The following is a 19,776-nucleotide window of genomic DNA, read 5'->3' as shown; positions in this document are numbered from 1 at the left end:
ACCAACTTAGTATTAAGCTATACTTAACTTGATGTTCACCCTGTGTTAAGCAGGTGATTTTTGTAACAGGCAGATTATATATTAATCACAAAAAGTTAATATGATATTATTCGTTTACCACCTGCAGATGCGCAAGGGCAATAGCTTTTAAATGATCAAGGTTATTTACGGGTACATACATTTCCTTGGCCATGTCGTCCCAGTAGCGCAGTCTGATGATAAGCTCGGCATCCTGGTTTAGTTCAAATTCGGCTGCTTCATCAGCAGTCATCACGCCTCCTTGAAACTCAAGGGTAGCTTTACTGGCATCCGACAAACGGTTATAATATTCGGGGTATTTATAGGTAAGATATCTTTTGGCAATTACATGGCCCTGCACCAGGTTAGCAACCCTTTCAGAAAACCCACGCTCTAACAGGTAATCGGCACCCAGGCGCTCATGGTCAACATTGCCCATGCCATCCATACTTCCTGCTTCTTCGGCATCGGCACAAAGATGCCCTATATCATGAAAAAAAGCGGCAAGTACAACTTCATCGTCATAGCCTTCAGCCTCAGCGAGTGAAGCTGCCTGCGACATATGCTCCAGTTGGGAAACAGGCTCTCCTATATAATCGGCATCGCCAAATTTTTCGTATAAAGAAAACACTTCATCAACTACAGCTTTCGGATTATATTGAGATGGTGCCATGCAATTAAAATTTTTAGGTGCAAATAAACAGCATGCAGGTTAGGTAATTATTAAATATTCATGAAATATATCAATCAGAACCGATATTTAACATTAAATTTAATACAACAGGGCCGCTTATATTGTTAAGACAGACAATTTCAAAATGCACGTATTGTTTATTGAAACTTAACTAATACAACAATATTATATAAATATCCGTTAACATTTACACTATACTGTTCAAAGCGTAACAAAAAAATCATTTTGGATAAATAGCCTGATTAATTACTTTGCGCACCAAATAACCTGCTATAGATGGAAGAAGACATACTGATACAGATCAGTAACCGGATAAAAGAACGTCGCCGTGAAAAGAATATAACCGTACAGGAACTTGCCATAAGGGCCAACGTAAGCAAAGGCCTGATATCCCAAATTGAAAACAGCCGTACCATTCCATCGCTCATTGTATTGATAGATATTATTAAAGCACTGGAAATAGATTTGAACGAGTTTTTTAAAGATATGCGTTCAAAAAGCGATCATCTCCCGGTTTTAGTAAAGCGCAAACACGAATACGATCATTTTGAAAAAGAACATGCCGATGGTTTTCATTATCAGCGCATTTTCACCCAATCAATAAGCCAAAGTACTGTTGATATTGTCATATTGGAGCTTGAACCCGATGCCTCCCGTCCGCTTGTGGAAACAGAAGCGTTTGAATATAAATATATCCTATCGGGTCAGATAGCCTACCAGTTTGATGACGACACCATAACCCTTAACCAGGGCGATAGCATGCTCTTTGACGGGCGCATCCCCCACACTCCAAAAAACATGGGCGATACCACGGCCAGCATGCTGGTGGTATACTTTTTTGAAGAGAAGAAGTAGTTTAGTGAATGGTTGATTGCGTTGATTAAGTGAGTGGTGAATTGGATATAGAATAATACATTTTTATCAACAGAAAAAACTCCGGTTAGTGCATCCACTCGGTAGGTGCTTTGCCAAATTCTTTTTTAAACGAATGGGAAAAATGGGCCAGGCTTTCAAATCCTAAATCGAGGTAAATTTCAGATGGTTTACGGTTTTTGTTTTCGATGAGGTGGCGCGCCTCCGCAAGTCGCCTGGTTTGCAGCCAGTGCCGGGGCGAAGTATCAAAAGTTTTTTGGAAATCGCGTTTAAATCCCGCAAGGCTCCGGCCGGTAAGTTGCGCGAATTTCTCGACAGGTACGTTAAAATGAAAATTGCTGAGCATAAATTTTTCCAGGTCGATTTTATGAGGCTCCGAAAAATCGAACAGGAAATCTTTAAGCTCGGGCATAGTATGTAGTAATAAGTGTACGGCTTCCCTTACTTTCAGCATGCCCAGTTGTTTGGTTATTTTTTCGTTGGGATGGTGCACATAAGGAATCACAGATTGAAAAAAGCCCCGCAGAAATTCACTTTCGGGGATTTTGATATTGGGCTGACCGGTGTATTTCCGTCCCGGCTCTATCTGTTCTTCCAGGGCAAGCTGCCGCAGCATATCTTCTTTCAGGCAAATGATGATAGTTTGATAGTCACCGCCATCAACGGGCATTTTGACGAGTTCGCCCAATTGATTTTTACGGATCAGCATCATTTCGCCGCCCTTCATCGAAATTTTTTGATTTGCGGTTTCGATGCTGAATTGCCCTGAAACCTGTAATACCAGGGTGCTATGCTCAAAAAAACCTACCTTTTCCTTTCTCATCCTCGAGAAAAAAGAATAAAAGATTACGCCTGGAATTATTTCGGTTGGATTGGTCACTATGTAAATATATAAAATAGGAGGGGCTTATGCAGCCCCGTCCATTTATCGTTGCAGGTATGTACCACCTAATATCGCTCCCTGGGCAAAAGCTGTGTTAAGTGTGCTCATCTCGTCAGCACTAAATTCAATTTGCATAGCCTGTATATTTTCGGGCAGGCGCGATCTGCGGCTCATGCTTACCAGCGGCATAATGTTATCGCCCTGAGCGTTTACCCATGCAATGGCAAGTTGGGTAGGCGTGTAGCCTTTGTCGCCGGCCATTTGTTTTAGTACTTCAACTTTTTCAAGGTTCTTCACCAGGTTTTCTCCCTGGAAACGTGAAAAGTGATTATGATAGCTATCTGCCGGAAGCGGCGCTTTCATATCGCCCGTAAGTAAACCTTCGGCGGTATTGGCAAATGCTACTACGCCAATGCCCAGTTCTTTAGCAGTAGGCAGCAGATCGTTTTCAATTTGCCTGTCAGCTAATGAGTAGCCTATTTCCAGCGCGGTTACCGGGTGTATGCTGTTGGCTTTGCGTAACTGATCGGCTGTAATTTCAGAAACACCAAGGTGGCGTACTTTACCTTCCTTAATCAGATCTGCAACGGTACCTATCACATCCTCCACCGGTACGCTGTTATCCAGGCGGCATGGCTGATACAGGTCGATAGTATCGATACCTAATCGCACTAACGAATAATTGATGAAGTTTTTAATAGCTATAGGGCGAAGGTCTAAGCCAAGCCATTGCCCATTATAAAAGATAGCGCCAAATTTTACGCTGATAAACGCGTCATCCCTGCGGCCTTTAATGGCCTTGCCTACCAATAACTCATTATGACCGGCGCCATAAAAATCGCCGGTGTTTAAAAAGTTAATGCCACTATCTAAAGCTGCCTGTATGGTAGCGATACTTTCATTTTCATCATTGGCCTTGCTGCCCCAAACTGATGACATGCGCATACAACCCAGGCCCAGTTTTGAAACCAGCGGACCGTTTTTGCCCAAGTTTATTTTCGTTATGTTCTCCATAGTTGATATTTAATTTAAAACAAAGATCAGGTATCTTGTTCATGGGTAAATTTCTTGCACGGCTCAATTTACTTGTCTGTATGGCTCAAATTTTTACGATAACTCTTTGTAAAACTCGCACACAAACTATGGGAACAAAATCGACCTTTTACCACCTTAACCAAACCTTAACACTAACTTAGTTTAATTTTAATAAAATAAGTTTAGTATTGCTAAACATTATAAATGTTGTTATGAGTATAAAATTAGTGGTATTTGACATAGCCGGCACCACGGTTAAAGACGATCATGAAGTTAGCAAAGCTTTCAGGGCTGCCATGCAAAAGTCCGGTTATGAAGTTGGACTGGAAAAAATAGATCCGCTGATGGGGTATGAAAAAACCCTCGCTATCCGCAAAATGCTTACTGAACACGAGACTGATAAATCAGTTATTACGGACGAGCTGGTAACCACTATCCACAAAGAATTTGTGCAGCAAATGATTAACTTTTACCAGTTTGAGCCGGGTATTGAGCCGTTGCCAAACGTAGAGGAAACGTTTGCAAAACTGCATGAGCAGGGCGTTAAAGTTGGTATCAATACCGGCTTCTCGCGCGATATTGCAGATACCATTGTAAACCGCCTGCAATGGCAGGAAAAAGGGCTGATAGATTACGTTGTTGGATCAGACGAAGTTGAACTTGGTCGCCCGCATCCTTTTATGATCCGAAAAATGATGCTTGAGGCCGGCATAACAGATGCACTTGAAGTGGCTAAAGTAGGCGACACCGAGGTTGACGTACGCGAAGGTCAAAACGCGGGCTGCAAATATTCCATAGGCGTAACTACCGGCATTTTTACCCGCGCCGAGCTCGAAACTTATAATCCTACCCATATTATTGATGATATTGCATTGGTAATTGATATCATAAACCAATAAGTATATGATGCTGATTGAAAGTTTACGTGCAAAAGTAGCCCGATGGCCTTATGCGCTGATCTCAGTTTTAGCAGCGGTTTCGGCCTTCGGAACGTATACTTCCATGTATGCTTTCCGTAAGGCATTTGCAGCGGCAACTTTCACAGGTCATGAGTATTTTCATGTTGATTATAAAGTTTGGCTGGTTATAGCTCAGGTTATAGGCTATATGAGCAGCAAATTTTACGGCATAAAGTTTATAGCCGAAGTTAACAACAAAACCCGCGCCCGTTATATTTTAATCCTGATCGGGATTGCCTGGGCGGCGCTGCTGGCCTTTGCTTTTGTACCGGCCCCATGGAATATCGTGTTTCTTTTTATCAACGGTTTTCCGCTGGGCCTTATCTGGGGACTGGTTTTTGGTTATTTGGAAGGCCGCCGCTCAACAGAGTTCATGGCCTCGGTATTGTCCATCAGCCTCATTTTTGCCTCGGGTTTTGTAAAAACAACCGGGCGAACTTTAATAACCTGTTTCCATGTAAACGAATACTATATGCCTTTTTTAACAGGGGCGGTATTTGTGTTGCCGCTGTTATTTTTTGTAGGCTGTATGGAGCTTATCCCTGCCCCTACCGCCGAAGATAAACGTCTGCGTTCGGAACGTACACCGATGAATGCAGCAGAGCGTAAACAATTCGTCATCCGTTTCTTGCCGGGTATTATCCTCACGCTCATTGTTTATGTATTACTCACCATTATGCGCGACGTGCGCGACAATTTTGAAGTAGAGATCTGGGCCAGCCTGGGCATTAAGGATAACAGCATTTTTACTACTACCGATATTAAAATTTCGCTGGTGGTATTAGTAGGTATGAGTTTACTTATCCTGGTGCGCAAAAACCTACGTGCTTTTAGCATTATCCATTTAATGATCATTGCCGGCTGTGTGCTGGTGGGTATATCAACCATTATGTTTACCATTCAAATGGTAAGTCCAACCTTATGGATGACCCTGGTAGGCCTTGGCTTATACATGGGCTACGTTCCTTACAATGCTATATTTTTTGAGCGGATGATAGCATCGTTCCACTATAAAAGCAATGTGGGCTTTATCATGTACATTGCCGATTCGATGGGCTACCTTGGCAGTGTGAGCGTCTTATTAGTGAAAGAACTGGGGCGTCCCTCAATAAGCTGGGGTGCCTTTTTTCGGGAAGGCGCAATGACGGTAGCCATTGTTGGCGGAATTTGCGGTATTTTATCGCTCATTTACTTTTTGCAAAGCGCTGCCCGTGATAAAAAAAAGATAATTGCAGATGAAACTGATGAGCAACAAACTCTAACTTTCAATCCAGCCAATCAAATCAATTGAGGTTTGAACAATTCAAACCAATGAACTAATGAACCAATGAACAATAACAAAAGTGCTATAATCATAGGCGCAGGCATAGTAGGTTTAGCTACTGCCCGCGCTTTGGCCATTCGTGGTTATAAGGTAACCGTGTTTGAGCGTAACGAACGCGCGGTAGGCGCGTCTATCCGCAATTTTGGTATGGTGTGGCCTATAGGCCAGGCTACCGGTCCAATGTTTGAACGCGCCATGCTATCAAAAAGCATCTGGAAAACGGTTTGCACCGAGGCCAAGATCTGGCATAATGAGGTTGGATCATTACACCTTGCTTACCATGATGATGAGCTGCAGGTGATTGAAGAATATGTAGATGTAAACAAGCAATACCGCGATTGCGCTGTGCTAACTCCTGGTGAAGCTGTTTCAAAATCACCTGCCATTAATACTGATGGCTTAAAAGGCGCTTTGTGGAGCGGCGAGGAAATGATTGTTGAATCGCGGGTAGCAATCGGGCAGGTAGCAGCATATCTTGCCGAAAAATTTGGCGTGGAGTTTCACTGGAATACAGCTATCAGCCGTATCCAACATCCCAAAGTTAGTTCGGGCGTCCAAAGTTGGGAAGCCGACGAGATCTATGTTTGCAGCGGCGCCGATTTTGAAACTTTATATCCTGAACTATTCGCGCAAACACAGATCACCAAATGCAAACTCCAAATGATGCGCCTGGTTACCCAACCCGATGAATGGCGCATCGGCCCATCGCTATGTGGTGGCTTGTCTATGATCCATTACCCGGGTTTCCAGGCCGCAGCTTCATTGCCTGCTTTGCGTAAACGCTATGAAGAACAGTATGCCATACACCTTAAATGGGGCATCCACGTAATGGTATCCCAAAATGGCAGCGGCGAGCTTACTATCGGCGATTCGCACGAATATGGTTTGGTTCATGATCCCTTCGATAAAGAATTTATTAATAATTTGATAATTGAGTACTTACATACATTTGCCAATTTTAAAGACTGGAAAATGCTGCAGTCATGGCACGGCATCTACCCTAAAATGACCAACGGCGCGTACGAACTTATAATCGACATTGAGCCTGGGGTAACCCTTATCAATGGCCTCGGCGGTAACGGCATGACCCTGTCATTTGGCCTATGCGAGCAGGAGATTGCCAGGCGGAAGGATAATTAGTTTATAGTTGATGGTTCATGGATCATAGATTTTGAAAACTTTGCTATATATTGAAAGCTCAAAAATATTCTCTGATCCGTCGAACTAATACCGGAGGCCAAAAAACTAAAAAACACCATGATCTATCATCTATAGGCCATGAACTAAATAAAAATACACATGTCTGATTCAAGAAGAGATTTTCTTAAAAAAGCAGCCTTATTAACCAGTGCAGCCGGCCTCGCCAGTATTTTACCCCAATCTATTCAAAAAGCAATGGCCATTAACCCGGCACCAGGAAGCACTTACCTGGATGCCGAGCACATTGTGATCCTGATGCAGGAAAACCGCTCGTTTGATCATACCTACGGGATGCTGAAGGGGGTACGTGGTTATAATGACCCACGCGCTATTGATTTGCCCAATAAAAACAAGGTTTGGCTGCAATCGAACAAAAAAGGCGAAACGTATGCCCCTTTCCACCTTGATATCAAGAATACCAAAGCAACCTGGATGAGCTCGTTGCCGCATTCATGGAGCAACCAGGTTAATGCCCGTAACGACGGCAAATTTGACCAATGGCTTAACGTTAAGCGTAATGGTATTAAGGAATATTCCAACATGCCTTTAACTATGGGTTTCCACAATCGCGAGGATATCCCGTTTTACTATGCCCTGGCCGATGCCTTTACCGTTTGCGATCAGAACTTTTGCTCATCCCTGACAGGTACAAATCCAAACAGGCTATATTTCTGGAGCGGTACTATCCGTGCCGAGCAGCATGAAAATTCACTTGCACACGTTTGGAATGACGATATGGATTATGGCACCCTCAACTGGGCTACCTTCCCCGAGCGTTTGGAGGATCATAATATATCATGGAAACATTACCAGAACGAAATTGCCATTGATACTGGTTTAGAGGGTGAAGAAGATCCATGGTTATCAAATTTCCAGGATAATCCACTGGAGTTTTTTGGCCAGTACAACATCAAACTTTACGATAAACACATCGCCCATTTGCAAAAAAAATCAACTGTTTTGCCTGATGAAATAGCAGCGCTTGAAAAACAAATTGCTGCTTTGCCTGCCGGCGATGCACATATAGATCATTTACAAAAGCAGCTTAAACAAAAACAACGCGACCTGGACAACATCAAAAAGGATATGGCAAACCTTGATCCGGGGAAATTTGCAAGCCTGTCGCAGCGCGAAAAAAACCTTCACCAAAAAGGTTTCGTAACCAATACCAATGATCCGCACTATCGTACTTTAAGTCCGCTGAAATATAATGACGAAGGCACCGAACGCGAAGTTTTAGTACCTAAAGGCGATGTTTTGCACCAGTTCCGTGCGGATGTTAAAAGCGGTCAATTACCAACCGTAAGCTGGCTATCGGCGCCCGAGCATTTTTCTGACCACCCAAGCTCGGCCTGGTACGGTGCATGGTATGTATCTGAAGTGCTGGACATCCTTACCCAAAATCCCGAAGTTTGGAAAAAGACTGTTTTCATTTTAGCTTATGATGAAAATGATGGTTACTTTGACCACGTCCCTCCTTTCACCGCGCCTAATCCGCATAAACCGGGGACCGGCAAGGTATCAGCAGGTATCGACCCAAGCGTTGAATTCGTTACTTTAGAACAGGAAAAAGCGCGCAATAACTTCCCGGAAGTATTTGATCGTGAAAGCCCTATCGGTTTAGGCTTCCGTGTGCCGTTGGTAATTGCTTCACCATGGAGCCGCGGCGGCTGGGTAAATTCGGAAGTGTTTGACCATACTTCAACCCTGCAATTTTTAGAGAACTTTTTAAGCCACAAAACCGGTAAAAAAGTAACCGAACCTAATATCAGCCAATGGCGCCGTACAGTTTGCGGTGATCTTTCAAGCGTTTTCCGTCCATATAATGGCGAAAAGATTGAAAACCCGGAGTTTGTTGCAAAAGAAGCATTTTTAGAAAGCATTCATAAAGCCCAGTTCAAGAAACTGCCTTCAGATTATAAGCTGCTTACCGCCGATGAAATTGCACAGATCAATAAAGATCCGCATTCATCCCCATATATGCCCCAACAGGAAAAAGGCATTAAACCTTCATCGGCACTGCCCTACCAGCTTTATGCCGATGGTAAATTAAGCGCTGATAAAAAATCGTTTGAGATCAAATTTACTGCGAGTAACAAAGCCTTTGATGCAAAAGCGTTGGGCTCACCATTTAACGTATATGCTCCCGGCAAATATGCTACGATGAATGATCCGCAGAAAATGGAAGACCTGCGTACCTGGGCCTATACCGTTAAAGCCGGCGATACCCTGGCAGATGTATGGCCGCTGCATGAATTTGAAAACGGCGAATATCATTTACGCACCTATGGCCCTAACGGCTTTTTCCGCGAGTACCGGGGTAATACTGCCGATCCGCTGGTTGATGTTGTTTGCGAATACGAGCAGGTTGCCGGTAAGTTAACAGGTAACATCTCCCTGAAAATAACAAATCATACAAGTAAGGCCCAAACTATTACGGTAACAGATCATGGCTACAAAACTCCCGATCATAAAGTTGCTGTAAAGGCAGGCTCAGGCGCAACCATTGCATTAACCTTAAGCAAAAGCCATAACTGGTATGATTTCAGTACAAAAGTTGACGGCTTTGATAAATTCGGTAAACGCTTTGCAGGTCGGGTTGAAACAGGTAAATCAAGCTTCAGCGATCCGTCAATGGGAAAAGCATTAGCATAATATTTAAACTTACTAAAAAGTAAAAAAGCCAGACTGCTCAGTCTGGCTTTTTGCATTTTAAGCCTTCCATTTCTTTTTGGATCTTGAAAGCTGTTAAAAATAAAAAAATGTAGAGGCGCATAATTGTGTCTCCCGGAGGACAAGTCGATTTAAAAGTGCTCCAATCGCCGTAAATTGCAAGCGGGAGACGTAATTATGCGGCTCTACAATCGAAAAAAATTTAAACAATCTTTCAGAAACGGTTCAGATAAAACTTCTTTTAATCGCCAGTAGCTCCGGTTTTATGAATTGCCGATGACATTGATTTTGTAACCCACTATTGCACTTTTTAAAACAACATTATATATTTGCGTAATCAGTTACATAATTAGTTACTTATTAACATGGTGTTTTTTAATAAAGTGGGTAAGATGGCCATAGGTAGCAGGTTGAGGATGCTTACCGAAACTATCAGCGAAGACGCGGCACGCATTTACAAGTTATATGATATCGACTTTCAGCCGAAATGGTTCCCGGTTTTTTATGTATTGCAGGATGGTGCCGAATTTACCATCACTGCTATCGCCAGAGAGATCGGCCACTCGCACCCTTCTGTAAGTAAAATCATTGCCGAAATGGTGAAGAACGGTTTTGTTATTGAGAAAAAGGATAAGGCTGATGGCAGGCGCAACATGGTAAGCCTGTCGGCTAAAGGGCTTGAGGTTGGAAAAAAAATCCAGGACCAGTATGCAGATGTGACCAATGCCGTTGAAGAACTTTTAGCCCAGGCAAATCATGACCTATGGAAGGCTATTGAAGAATGGGAATACCTGCTGGAACAAAAATCATTGCTACGCCGGGTACAGGCACATCAAAAAATAAGGGAGAGCAATAAAGTACACATCGTGCCTTATGAACCCCAATATGCCACGGCCTTTAAGGCGTTGAATGAAGAATGGATCTCCAAATACTTCGTGATGGAAGAGGCCGATTATAAGGCCCTTGATAACGCCGATAGTTACATCATTAACAACGGCGGCCATATCCTGGTTGCACTTTATAATAACGAACCTGTTGGAGTTTGTGCACTATTGAAAATGGACGATCCTGATTATGACTACGAACTTGCTAAAATGGCTGTTTCACCCAAGGCGCAGGGAAAAAATATAGGCTTTTTGCTCGGACAGGCTATTATTGAAAAGGCCAAAGCGCTTGGCAGCCATAAACTTTACCTGGAGAGTAACACCATTTTAAAGCCGGCCATCAGCCTGTATCATAAATTGGGCTTTGTTAAGGTAGCAGGCAGGCCTTCACCATACGAACGTGCTAATATCCAAATGGAGCTTGAGTTGAAATAAATAGCCAGTTAGCGGGTTTATTACTTCCCTCAATAGATATATTAACTATTGTATAACAATTGTGAATAAATTCAACAAACAGTTTATAGTATTTTTTGTTTCTTGCAATTGAAACTTAAACACTATATCTATATGAAACATAAAAAACTCCTGCTCCCTACCCTAATATACCTATTATCTTTGAAAAACTTCAAAAAACATCTTATCATTTGTCTGGGTATCTGCCTATTTTGCAGCACTGCTGTACAAGCCCAGTTTGGCGGTTTTGGGAAAGCCATATTGGATAAAGGAGCCGATATGGTATCGGGCGGCAGCCTTAATAAATTGCTGAAACAACCGCAGGCCATTACCACCAGTTTTAATGACGTTAACAAGGCAGGCTCCAAACCACCATCGTTTATGGAAGGGCAGGTAGCCGAGCCTTTATACCTTTTGCCAAAAGCACCCGGGGGCGGCTTTAAGCTTTGCGCCGGTTTTTATGAAATGACCAGCAAAAGCTATTGCCTGCATGCTGGTACCCGTGGCCCCAGTACAGGCGATGGGTATATGCTTGCCCCGGTGCTTGGGCCAAAGCGCGATGTGGTGATACTGATATTAAAACATGCTGAAACTCATCCCGAGGTTGACCAGCATAGCATCCAGATATTATTATGGTCGATTATTGCACGCACCAGGTTTGTTGATATGGGGTCCGATATTAAGCTTACCGCGACCAGGCTGCTATCAGCTAATGAACTGTTAATGTTGGAAGGCGGTGCGCTGGGTGTATTGCCCGCCAGTGTAATGGATAAAGCCAAAAGCCAATTGCCGCCTGCGGTTCAAAGTGTTTTTGAGGCTGAAAACAATATCCGCCGATTAGCTGCCTCTGGTAATTCATCTTACGAAGAGATGGAAAAGTATGCCATGTTAGCCGGTTTGGCTCCGGCGCCTGATCCGGCGGTACCGTCAGGCATATGGTCGTTACACCCTGATGGATATTACATCCGGTTTTATCCGCATAGCTATTCAAAAACCACTGTACAGATCTACGTGCCGAAAGAACTCCTCAGCACAAAACCCGGTTTGGTTTACGACGGGCCTAATGGCATTGCCTGTCCGGCCAATGTAGGTTCGCAGCGCCTGGCTCAAACCAATGAACCGCTAAATCCTGATTATAATCAAAAATTAAAAACGATCTGTAATCAATAGATAGCGGAAAGGTTAAAGGGAAAAGGCGAAAGGTTTTGTTACTTTTCGCCTTTTTTTGCTGGAGACCAATGCTTTATTCTTAAACAACCGGCGGATGAAAAGACTTCCCTAATGATTACTCGCAATAACGTGGTGTAGAGACAACAGAACAGTCAAATACAACATTTACACTTAATTCAGATCTTTATGCTGAAACTCGGGTTTCAACAAGCTATTCATGGCCTTACGCAGCTTTATTACTTTAGGTACTGAAACATGGCTGATATATGGGCTATTCATATGCTGCCTGTAATACCCCTGGTGATAATTTTCGGCCGGATATAATACTTTAAACGGAACAACCTGTGTAACAATAGGGCTGCTGTAATGATGTGTAGCGTTAACTTTAGCTATTACGCTTTCCAAAGTTTTCTTTTCTTCAGGTGTCCGGTAAAATGCTACCGAGCGGTAATCGTCGCCTACATCAGGACCCTGCCTGTCTACAGTGGTTGGGTCGTGTGCATAAAAGAAAGCTTCGGCTAAAGCAGCGTAACTTATTTCGGCCGGGTTATAGTAAACCTGTACAGATTCGGCATGACCGGTATTTTTACCGCAAACATCCTCGTACGATGGATTTTTAGTTGTGCCGCCGGCATACCCGGCTACTACTTTATTAACACCCTTCAATTCATACAAACCTTCCGAAAGACTCCAGAAACAACCACCGGCAAAAGTGGCAACCTTTTCGCCCGCCTTTGGGGCAGGCAGGCTTGCAAAACCGTTTCCGCCGGTCTGCGCATCGGCACAGCCAAACAATATCAGCAGGCCAAGCAGGCATATATTTAACTTTTTTGTTAACATGATATTTTTAATTTAAATAGTTTAATTATTTAGCCGGAATAAACTTAAAAGCATATGAGTCCATGCAATAGCGCTTGCCCGTAGGTGCAGGCCCATCATCAAAAACATGGCCGAGGTGCAAACCGGTGCTGGCTTCAACTACCTCTTCGCGCACCATCCCATATGATGTATCCTTTACAATTTTGATCGCTTTTGGATCAATTGGTTTAAAAAAACTGGGCCAGCCTGTACCAGATTCAAACTTGGCATCCGAACTAAATAATGGTTTCCCGGTAGCAGCGCTTACGTATATCCCTTTTTCATGGTTATTCCAGTAAGGATTGTGGTAAGGCTGCTCCGTTCCTTTATTCACCAATATTTCATAGGCTTCCGGCGTTAATACCTGTTTCCAGTAACTGGCGGGTTTGGCCTGGGGATAGGTTTTGGTGTCAACAGTTCTATCGCCATGCGGAGTGCTTTGACTGCACGCGTTAAGGGCCAATAATATCAATGGTATAATAAACAAATTTATCTTTTTCATACCCTCTTTGTCGTAGATATACGAAGAACCTTACAGGCAGGTGAAAGTTATTCAGTCATTTAATTGTCTGAATTTATTATAGATAGCGCTGCCCTAAACTGCGTATTAAATACCCTACGTAAAAACACGTCATATAACTCTTTTTATTGTAGATCGGCTATCCTTATTTGCAACCCGGGAGAACGCGCATAGTCCATTGTTACCTTTCAACAATAACTCCAATAGCCGCCAAATTTTCGGTCCGGAAAAAATAAAAAACCTCGTAAGGATTCCCTCCCCTACCCGACTAATGCACAAATCAAAACATCAATTTAACATGGGCTATAAACTTTTACACAAACCATTACCACCAAATTGAGTTATGCAAACCCAAAACAGCACCAATCTTAACCATGATAACAGCACCGCCCCCCGTGTTTGGGTAGCACGACATGCCGACTATCTTTACAGCTATGCCCTTGCCCGCGTTAACGACGGCGAGTTAGCCCGCAATCTTGTACAGGAAATCTTTTTAGCTGCGCTCGAACGTTTAAAAAAATTTGAGGGTAAAAGCACCGAACGCACATGGCTTGCTGCCATACTGAAAAACAAGATTGTTGATATTTACCGCAAAAAAGCATCCGCTTTTATTAAAGAACCTGCGGTAACATTCGCCGAATATGAAACAGACGACTTTTTTGAACCTGATGCCCATAACTGGAAACCGGATCACCGCCCCGCAGAATTTGGTATTGAGCAAACCAACCACCTTGAAAGCAAAGAATTTGAGCTGATACTGCAACGATGTTTAAAAAAAATGCCATCGCTCTGGCTCTCGGTTTTTACGATGAAACACCTCGATGATGAGCCCGCCGATACCATCTGCAACCACCTTAGAATATCACCTTCCCACTTTTGGGTAATTATTCACCGCGCCAAATTAAGCCTGAGAGAGTGCCTTCAAAAAAATTGGATTTAAACTATAGAATATGGACGAATTAACCAAAATAGCCTACAATTGCAAAAAGGCTACTTACCTGATCGAGAAGCAGCATATAGGAGAGATCACCCTGCGCGAAAAACTGGAATTAAAGATCCACCTGGCAGGGTGCCGCGTTTGCAGGATATTTCAGCAACAAAGTACCGCCATTAATCGCATGATCAAAAACATGTTCCATCAACCTGTTGCCGAAAACATCAAGCTTGATGACAAATTCAAGGATGAACTACAGCACCTGATTGATAAACAACTGGAAAAGTAAGCGCTATAGATAAAATTATACTTAATAATCCACTTTATAACAAATATTCAGTAGTTACATAATTATTGATACGCTTTAAGCCTTATGCATTGTGCTTTTAGCTTTTATGTAAAACATTATACTAAAACACAAACGTATTTATGCTAATCACACCGGGGTTAAAATTTTTAATCCAAAGTAGCGTAATGCCTGCTGGTTACGTAAAGTTAAAATATCAGTTTACTACCAATATTTTATTTTATGAAAACAGTTCAGCAAAAATTAACAAGGCGGGCAGGCATTATCGGGATGGTGTGTTTGCTGGCAACACTCAGCTCGTGTTTAAAAGATCACAACAACTACGTTCAGCCGCCGGTGGCACTTGTTTCGGTCATCAATGCCTCGCCCGATTCTGATCCCGTTGATTTTTATCTTGAGCCCAACAGGGCGAACAATTTTCCAATTCGTTACGGTCATGGTATAGATTATATTAATGCCTACCCAGGTAAAAGAACAGCAACCTTTTATGTTTCGGGCACAAAGCAAAAAGTTGCAGACGATACCATCACCCTCGTAGCTAAAAAACTTTACTCGGTATACCTTGCCAACGCAGCAGGTAAACGCGATGTAATTTTTGTTGCCGATTCTATCGTTCAGCCGGCCGCCGGGATGGCCAGTATCCGTTTGGCAAACCTCAGCGCCGATGCCGGTACGGTTGACCTGGTTACTTCAAAGGATTCGGTTCTGGCATCAAACAAAGCTTACAAACAAGTATCTGATTTTGCGACTATTAAAGGAAATGTTACCTACACGCTTAACATTCGCCAAAAAGGCACCACTACGGTATTAGCCAGCCTTACTAATGTTAATCTTCGGGCTGGTTCTGTATATACCGTGTGGCTGCAAGGTATTAAAGCAGCAACCGACGATAAAAAACTAAGTGCAGACATTCAAACCAACGTTTACTATTATTAAATAACCTATACCTGTGTTGTAAGGCCCGGCCATTGTGCCGGGTTTTATTTTTTGCCGATCAACCTACAGGTTAACAATTTCATAATATAAACTTCGCCATATTTAAACCTTGTCATTATACATTTAACCTGTTAATGTTTTTTTGATAAACCTCAAATTTCCGGAAAAGATGGATGAGCGTGTAGTGATCATTGTGCCGGCCCGCATGGCATCAAGTCGTTTATATGGCAAAGTAATGCTGCCTATATTGGGTAAAAGTTTGTTAGCGCGCATGGTTGAACGGTTGGATATGATCCAGCACCAGGCCAGCATTGTCATTGCCACCTCGGAAGGTATTGAAGACGATGTTATAGCAAGAGAGGCCGAAAACCTTAACGTTCCCTGCTATCGCGGCAGCCTTGGCAATTTGTTAGACAGGCACTACCAGGCGGCCAAATTTTTCAATGCCGATGTAGTGGTAAAAATCCCTTCCGACTGCCCGCTGATCGATCCGCGGATCATTGATAACGTGCTTGAATATTTTTTCAGCAACAGGCAAAAGTTTGATTATGTAAGCAACCTGTACCCGGCCACCTATCCCGATGGCAACGATGTAGAGGTAATGACCATGGCCTGCCTCAAACAAGCCTGGGAAAATGCCGGCCGCCCTCATGATCTGGAGCATACCTCGCCCTACATCTATGAAAATCCGCTTATTTTTAACATCGGCAACGTAACCTGGGAAACCGGCCTGGATTATTCCATGTCGCACCGTTTTGCACTCGACCACCCCGAAGATTTTTATTTTATCGAGCGCGTATTTAAAGAGCTGTACCCGGTTTGCAACCGTTTTTCATGCCAGGATATCCTTAACCTGCTGAAACTAAAACCCGAAATCTACGAAATAAACGCCCGCTATAACAGTACCAACTGGTACAACAAACACCTGAGCGAAGTAAAGCCCGAGTTTGCGATGGCTTGAGGGTAGAGATTAGAGGTTGGTGATTGGAGATTAGCAGAAGTCCGTCTTATCTCTCTCTTTTGGCGCAAGTGTTGTGTGGCTGCCTGTGGGATATGGCTCACTTGTGCCTAACTCAAAAGGTTTTTTTACTAATTTATGGCATTACCTTCGGCCCGGGCTATCCGCTCATACTACACAGGGCCTTAACCACTTGGCCGGTATCCGCTTCTATCCCTAACGCAAATTTAACATCAGATATTACCATTAGGAAACCGATATCAGGCAAACCTCAAATCAAGTATATCAAGGTACCTTATCAGCGAAATCAACGTAATCATTTTAAAAATCAACGGTTATCTTTGCCGTATGCTGATATCGCCATCCACTCTACGCGCATTTACCGAAAATATATTCAAAGCTATTGGCTGCAGCCATGAACATGCGGTTTTAGCAGCCGACGTGTTGCTTAAATCAGATCTCCGTGGTATCGACTCGCATGGCGTAGCCCGCCTGAGCGGTTATGTACGCCTGTGGGAGAAGAAACGCATTAATCCTACGCCCAACATCCGGATAGTGCATGAAACGCCAACAACAGCCACGGTAGATGGCGATGCAGGCCTTGGTTTAGTAGTAGCTCCGTTTGCCATGGAGGTAGCCATTAAAAAAGCTGAGCTATACGGATCGGGTTGGGTATCGGTACGTAACTCCAACCATTTTGGTATTGCTGGTTATCATGCGTTAATGGCTGTGGAGAAAAATATGATCGGCTTTGCCATGACCAATGCCAGTCCACTGGTTGCTCCTACCTTTTCTAATGAACGGCTTTTAGGTACCAACCCAATGTGTTATGCTTTTCCGGCAGGAAAATATCCCCCGGTAATTGTTGATATGGCAACTTCAGCAGCAGCCAATGGAAAACTGGAAATAGCTCAGCGCTTAGGCAAGCAGGTTCCCGAAGGCTGGATCCAGGATAAAGAAGGCAACTATACTACCGATCCGCATGCGCTAAAGACCGGCGGTTCCCTCCTGCCTCTCGGCAGCGACCGGGACCATGGCAGTCATAAAGGTTTCGGGCTGAGCGCTACGGTTGATATATTATCCGCGGTACTATCAGGTGCCAATTACGGTCCTTGGGTACCGCCGTTCGTGGCCTTTCTTGATCCGCCGAATGATCCCGTTGGCGCGGGTATAGGGCATTTTTTAGGTGCTATGCGCGTGGATGGCTTCCGTCCTGTTGATGAGTTTAAAGATCATTTAGATAACTGGGTGGAGCGGTTTAAATCTTCAAGCACAGTTGATCCATCACAAAAGGTCATTATCCCTGGTGAGCCGGAACTTGAAGCAGAAGCCGACAGGATGGCAAACGGCATTCCTTTGGTTGATGCGGTTGTAGAAGATTTGAATAAACTGGCGGAGAGGTTCAATATTAGCCCGCTGCCGCGGGTTTAGCGCAGCGTAACCCGTGGTCAGCATAATGTAAGCTTCCAGCTTACGGAAATTCAGCTGAAAACTGAAACTATGGTAAACCACAAGTTGAAAGCCCGCGGCAGTGATTTTATTAAAGTGAAAAGCCTGTTTTGCTCCTCAAAACAGGCTTTTCACTTTAATTCCCCCTTCAGGGGGTTAGGGGGCTAATGGATCAGATTAAACAGCCTGCTCCAGCGGATCTTGTGGATGAACGATGCATTGTCGTCAACACTCATCCAAATGAACAGTGCTTTACCCACAATATGATCTTCAGGAACAAAGCCCCAGAAACGTGAATCTTCTGAGTTATGACGGTTATCGCCCATCATAAAATAGTAGTTGAGTTTAAAGGTATAGCTATTAGCTTTTTTGCCATTGATCAGGATGTCTTTACCGCTCACTTCAACCTTGTTGCCTTCATATACGGCTATCGCACGACCGTAGATCGGGAAGGTTAAACTATCCAGCTTTACTGTCCAGCCCTTTTTAGGTACAATGACAGGGCCGAAATTGTCTACATTCCACTTATAGTCGGGAGTGTTAGCTCCTATTTTGTAGTTGGAGAAAATGGCAGGATAAACCGGGTTCATCGGATCGGACGCTCCCGGCGGAGTTAACCGCGGAGTAACTGACCTGATGTTTGAATATCCCCTCAGTGCCTTTGCCGATTCCTCGGTAGTATTGGTAATAAACTCAGTATTATTTACCGATGAAATATCCGACAAATGCAAATCTGTTGCTATCTGCGGGTTAAGCTCATTCCCATCTGTTTTAACATCATAAGTAATCTCGCCTTTTGGTGGTGTAACAGCAGCTTTCCCATTTATAAATACTTGGGCCTTAACTACGCTCAGCGTATCGCCCGGGGTTCCCTGGCAGCGTTTAATATAGTTTTCACGTTTATCAACCGGCCTGAAATATGGCGAATCGGCATCCATAGGATAATTGAATACTACCACGTCGCCTTTTTTAACATCGCTTAAACCCGGCAAGCGATAGTATGGCAATTCAAGACCATCCCAATAGGCTTTAGTATTAATTAATGGCATGGTATGATGTGCAAAAGGAAATGCAACAGGCGTCATAGGTAAACGTGCACCGTAGTTAACCTTGCTTACAAACAGGTAATCACCAATAAGCAACGAACTTTCCATCGAAGCACTTGGGATCACATAAGCCTCGATAAATAGCGTACGGATGAGTGTAGCAGCAATTACCGCAAAAATAATAGCATCGGCCCATTCACGTGCCTGGGTTTTCTTTAGGGCAATCTTATACTTAGTTCTGAACTCGGGGCTCGCCGACTGGCCTAAATATTTGGTATCCTTATCACCGCCCCATTTATGGAAATATATAAACGGAAGGATCACACCCTGCACATGTTCAACAAAAGTGAACTTTCCGTACGATTTTAAAAAATCAACAATCAAGCCCAGCGCTATCAAAAAGTTTAAGCCTGGTATTAGCAGCATAATAAACCACCACGCCGGCCTACCGGTTAACTTAATCATGATGAAAAAGTTGTAGAGTGGCACAATGCCTTCCCAGCCTGGCCGCCCTGCCTTTTCAAACAGTTTCCATAAACCTGCAAATGGCAGTACTATAAAAAGAACAAATACTATTATTAATCCTATTCCGTTCACTTTGG

At 43.5% G+C, this 19,776-nt stretch carries 18 protein-coding genes; 12 read left to right on the top strand and 6 right to left on the bottom strand.

The genetic code is table 11. The features are described from left to right. Positions 1 to 106: 106 nt before the first annotated feature. Entirely contained in the window at positions 107 to 691 is a 585-nt protein-coding gene (locus ACP26M_RS26545) for a phosphonate degradation HD-domain oxygenase (protein ID WP_188833425.1), read from the bottom strand. Between the two features lie 297 nt (positions 692 to 988). Between ACP26M_RS26545 and ACP26M_RS26540 the strand changes: the two genes are divergently transcribed. Continuing rightward, positions 989 to 1,567: a helix-turn-helix domain-containing protein gene (locus ACP26M_RS26540; protein ID WP_188833426.1), complete on the top strand. Its 579-nt coding sequence runs from the start codon at positions 989 to 991 to the stop codon at positions 1,565 to 1,567. Positions 1,568 to 1,652: 85 nt separating this feature from the next. On the opposite strand, the gene ACP26M_RS26535 is transcribed toward ACP26M_RS26540, so the two are convergent. Together ACP26M_RS26535 and ACP26M_RS26530 are read right to left on the bottom strand one after the other, a co-directional pair. Further along, positions 1,653 to 2,408 (bottom strand): helix-turn-helix domain-containing protein, encoded by a 756-nt coding sequence (locus tag ACP26M_RS26535; RefSeq protein WP_426584754.1) that lies wholly within the window; start codon positions 2,406 to 2,408, stop codon positions 1,653 to 1,655. A gap of 102 nt (positions 2,409 to 2,510) precedes the next feature. Then, entirely contained in the window at positions 2,511 to 3,482 is a 972-nt protein-coding gene (locus ACP26M_RS26530) for an aldo/keto reductase (RefSeq protein ID WP_426584752.1), read from the bottom strand. A gap of 233 nt (positions 3,483 to 3,715) precedes the next feature. Here ACP26M_RS26530 and ACP26M_RS26525 point away from each other — a divergent pair, with 233 nt between their 5' ends. The 6 genes from ACP26M_RS26525 (at position 3,716) to ACP26M_RS26500 (ending at position 12,166) form a co-directional block, all read left to right on the top strand. Then, on the top strand, positions 3,716 to 4,402 hold the full coding sequence (locus ACP26M_RS26525; RefSeq protein WP_426584750.1) for an HAD hydrolase-like protein: 687 nt from the start codon (positions 3,716 to 3,718) through the stop codon (positions 4,400 to 4,402). A 4-nt stretch (positions 4,403 to 4,406) separates the two neighbouring features. Further along, positions 4,407 to 5,753: a DUF5690 family protein gene (locus tag ACP26M_RS26520; RefSeq protein WP_426584748.1), complete on the top strand. Its 1,347-nt coding sequence runs from the start codon at positions 4,407 to 4,409 to the stop codon at positions 5,751 to 5,753. A gap of 36 nt (positions 5,754 to 5,789) precedes the next feature. After that, complete coding sequence (locus ACP26M_RS26515; RefSeq protein WP_426584746.1) at positions 5,790 to 6,926, top strand: TIGR03364 family FAD-dependent oxidoreductase; 1,137 nt, start codon at positions 5,790 to 5,792, stop codon at positions 6,924 to 6,926. Between the two features lie 159 nt (positions 6,927 to 7,085). Next, positions 7,086 to 9,641: a phosphocholine-specific phospholipase C gene (locus tag ACP26M_RS26510; protein WP_426584744.1), complete on the top strand. Its 2,556-nt coding sequence runs from the start codon at positions 7,086 to 7,088 to the stop codon at positions 9,639 to 9,641. Between the two features lie 383 nt (positions 9,642 to 10,024). Further along, positions 10,025 to 10,978 (top strand): bifunctional helix-turn-helix transcriptional regulator/GNAT family N-acetyltransferase, encoded by a 954-nt coding sequence (locus ACP26M_RS26505; RefSeq protein WP_426584742.1) that lies wholly within the window; start codon positions 10,025 to 10,027, stop codon positions 10,976 to 10,978. 180 nt (positions 10,979 to 11,158) lie between these two features. Further along, positions 11,159 to 12,166, top strand: coding sequence for a hypothetical protein (locus ACP26M_RS26500; protein WP_143020723.1), 1,008 nt, complete (start codon positions 11,159 to 11,161; stop codon positions 12,164 to 12,166). Between the two features lie 171 nt (positions 12,167 to 12,337). On the opposite strand, the gene msrA is transcribed toward ACP26M_RS26500, so the two are convergent. Both msrA and msrB read right to left on the bottom strand, forming a co-directional pair. Further along, on the bottom strand, positions 12,338 to 13,006 hold the full coding sequence (gene msrA, locus ACP26M_RS26495) for a peptide-methionine (S)-S-oxide reductase MsrA (protein WP_373612592.1): 669 nt from the start codon (positions 13,004 to 13,006) through the stop codon (positions 12,338 to 12,340). 25 nt (positions 13,007 to 13,031) lie between these two features. Next, the gene (msrB, locus tag ACP26M_RS26490) at positions 13,032 to 13,526 is read right to left on the bottom strand and encodes a peptide-methionine (R)-S-oxide reductase MsrB (protein WP_373612591.1); all 495 of its coding nucleotides are present in this window, start codon (positions 13,524 to 13,526) and stop codon (positions 13,032 to 13,034) included. Positions 13,527 to 13,887: 361 nt separating this feature from the next. Between msrB and ACP26M_RS26485 the strand changes: the two genes are divergently transcribed. The 5 genes from ACP26M_RS26485 to ACP26M_RS26465 all read left to right on the top strand — a co-directional run bounded on the left by ACP26M_RS26485 (position 13,888) and on the right by ACP26M_RS26465 (position 18,110). After that, positions 13,888 to 14,484, top strand: a complete 597-nt coding sequence (locus ACP26M_RS26485; protein ID WP_426584739.1) for a sigma-70 family RNA polymerase sigma factor — start codon at positions 13,888 to 13,890, stop codon at positions 14,482 to 14,484. A 10-nt stretch (positions 14,485 to 14,494) separates the two neighbouring features. Next, positions 14,495 to 14,767: a hypothetical protein gene (locus tag ACP26M_RS26480; RefSeq protein WP_426584737.1), complete on the top strand. Its 273-nt coding sequence runs from the start codon at positions 14,495 to 14,497 to the stop codon at positions 14,765 to 14,767. A 240-nt stretch (positions 14,768 to 15,007) separates the two neighbouring features. Beyond that, the gene (locus tag ACP26M_RS26475) at positions 15,008 to 15,721 is read left to right on the top strand and encodes a DUF4397 domain-containing protein (RefSeq protein ID WP_426584735.1); all 714 of its coding nucleotides are present in this window, start codon (positions 15,008 to 15,010) and stop codon (positions 15,719 to 15,721) included. Positions 15,722 to 15,863: 142 nt separating this feature from the next. After that, on the top strand, positions 15,864 to 16,682 hold the full coding sequence (locus ACP26M_RS26470; RefSeq protein ID WP_426584733.1) for a cytidylyltransferase domain-containing protein: 819 nt from the start codon (positions 15,864 to 15,866) through the stop codon (positions 16,680 to 16,682). A gap of 345 nt (positions 16,683 to 17,027) precedes the next feature. After that, complete coding sequence (locus ACP26M_RS26465; RefSeq protein WP_188833438.1) at positions 17,028 to 18,110, top strand: Ldh family oxidoreductase; 1,083 nt, start codon at positions 17,028 to 17,030, stop codon at positions 18,108 to 18,110. 182 nt (positions 18,111 to 18,292) lie between these two features. Here the strand turns inward: ACP26M_RS26465 and lepB are convergent, their stop codons facing one another. After that, positions 18,293 to 19,771 carry a signal peptidase I gene (gene lepB, locus ACP26M_RS26460; protein WP_426584730.1) on the bottom strand — a complete coding sequence of 493 codons (1,479 nt, stop codon included), beginning with the start codon at positions 19,769 to 19,771 and terminating at the stop codon, positions 18,293 to 18,295. Positions 19,772 to 19,776: the final 5 nt, after the last annotated feature.

The sequence above is a fragment of the Mucilaginibacter sp. R-33 genome (assembly GCF_049949235.1).
GTDB lineage: Bacteria > Bacteroidota > Bacteroidia > Sphingobacteriales > Sphingobacteriaceae > Mucilaginibacter.
The sequence above is the reverse complement of the archived record's forward strand: the minus strand, read 5'-3'. Positions and strand labels throughout refer to the sequence as shown.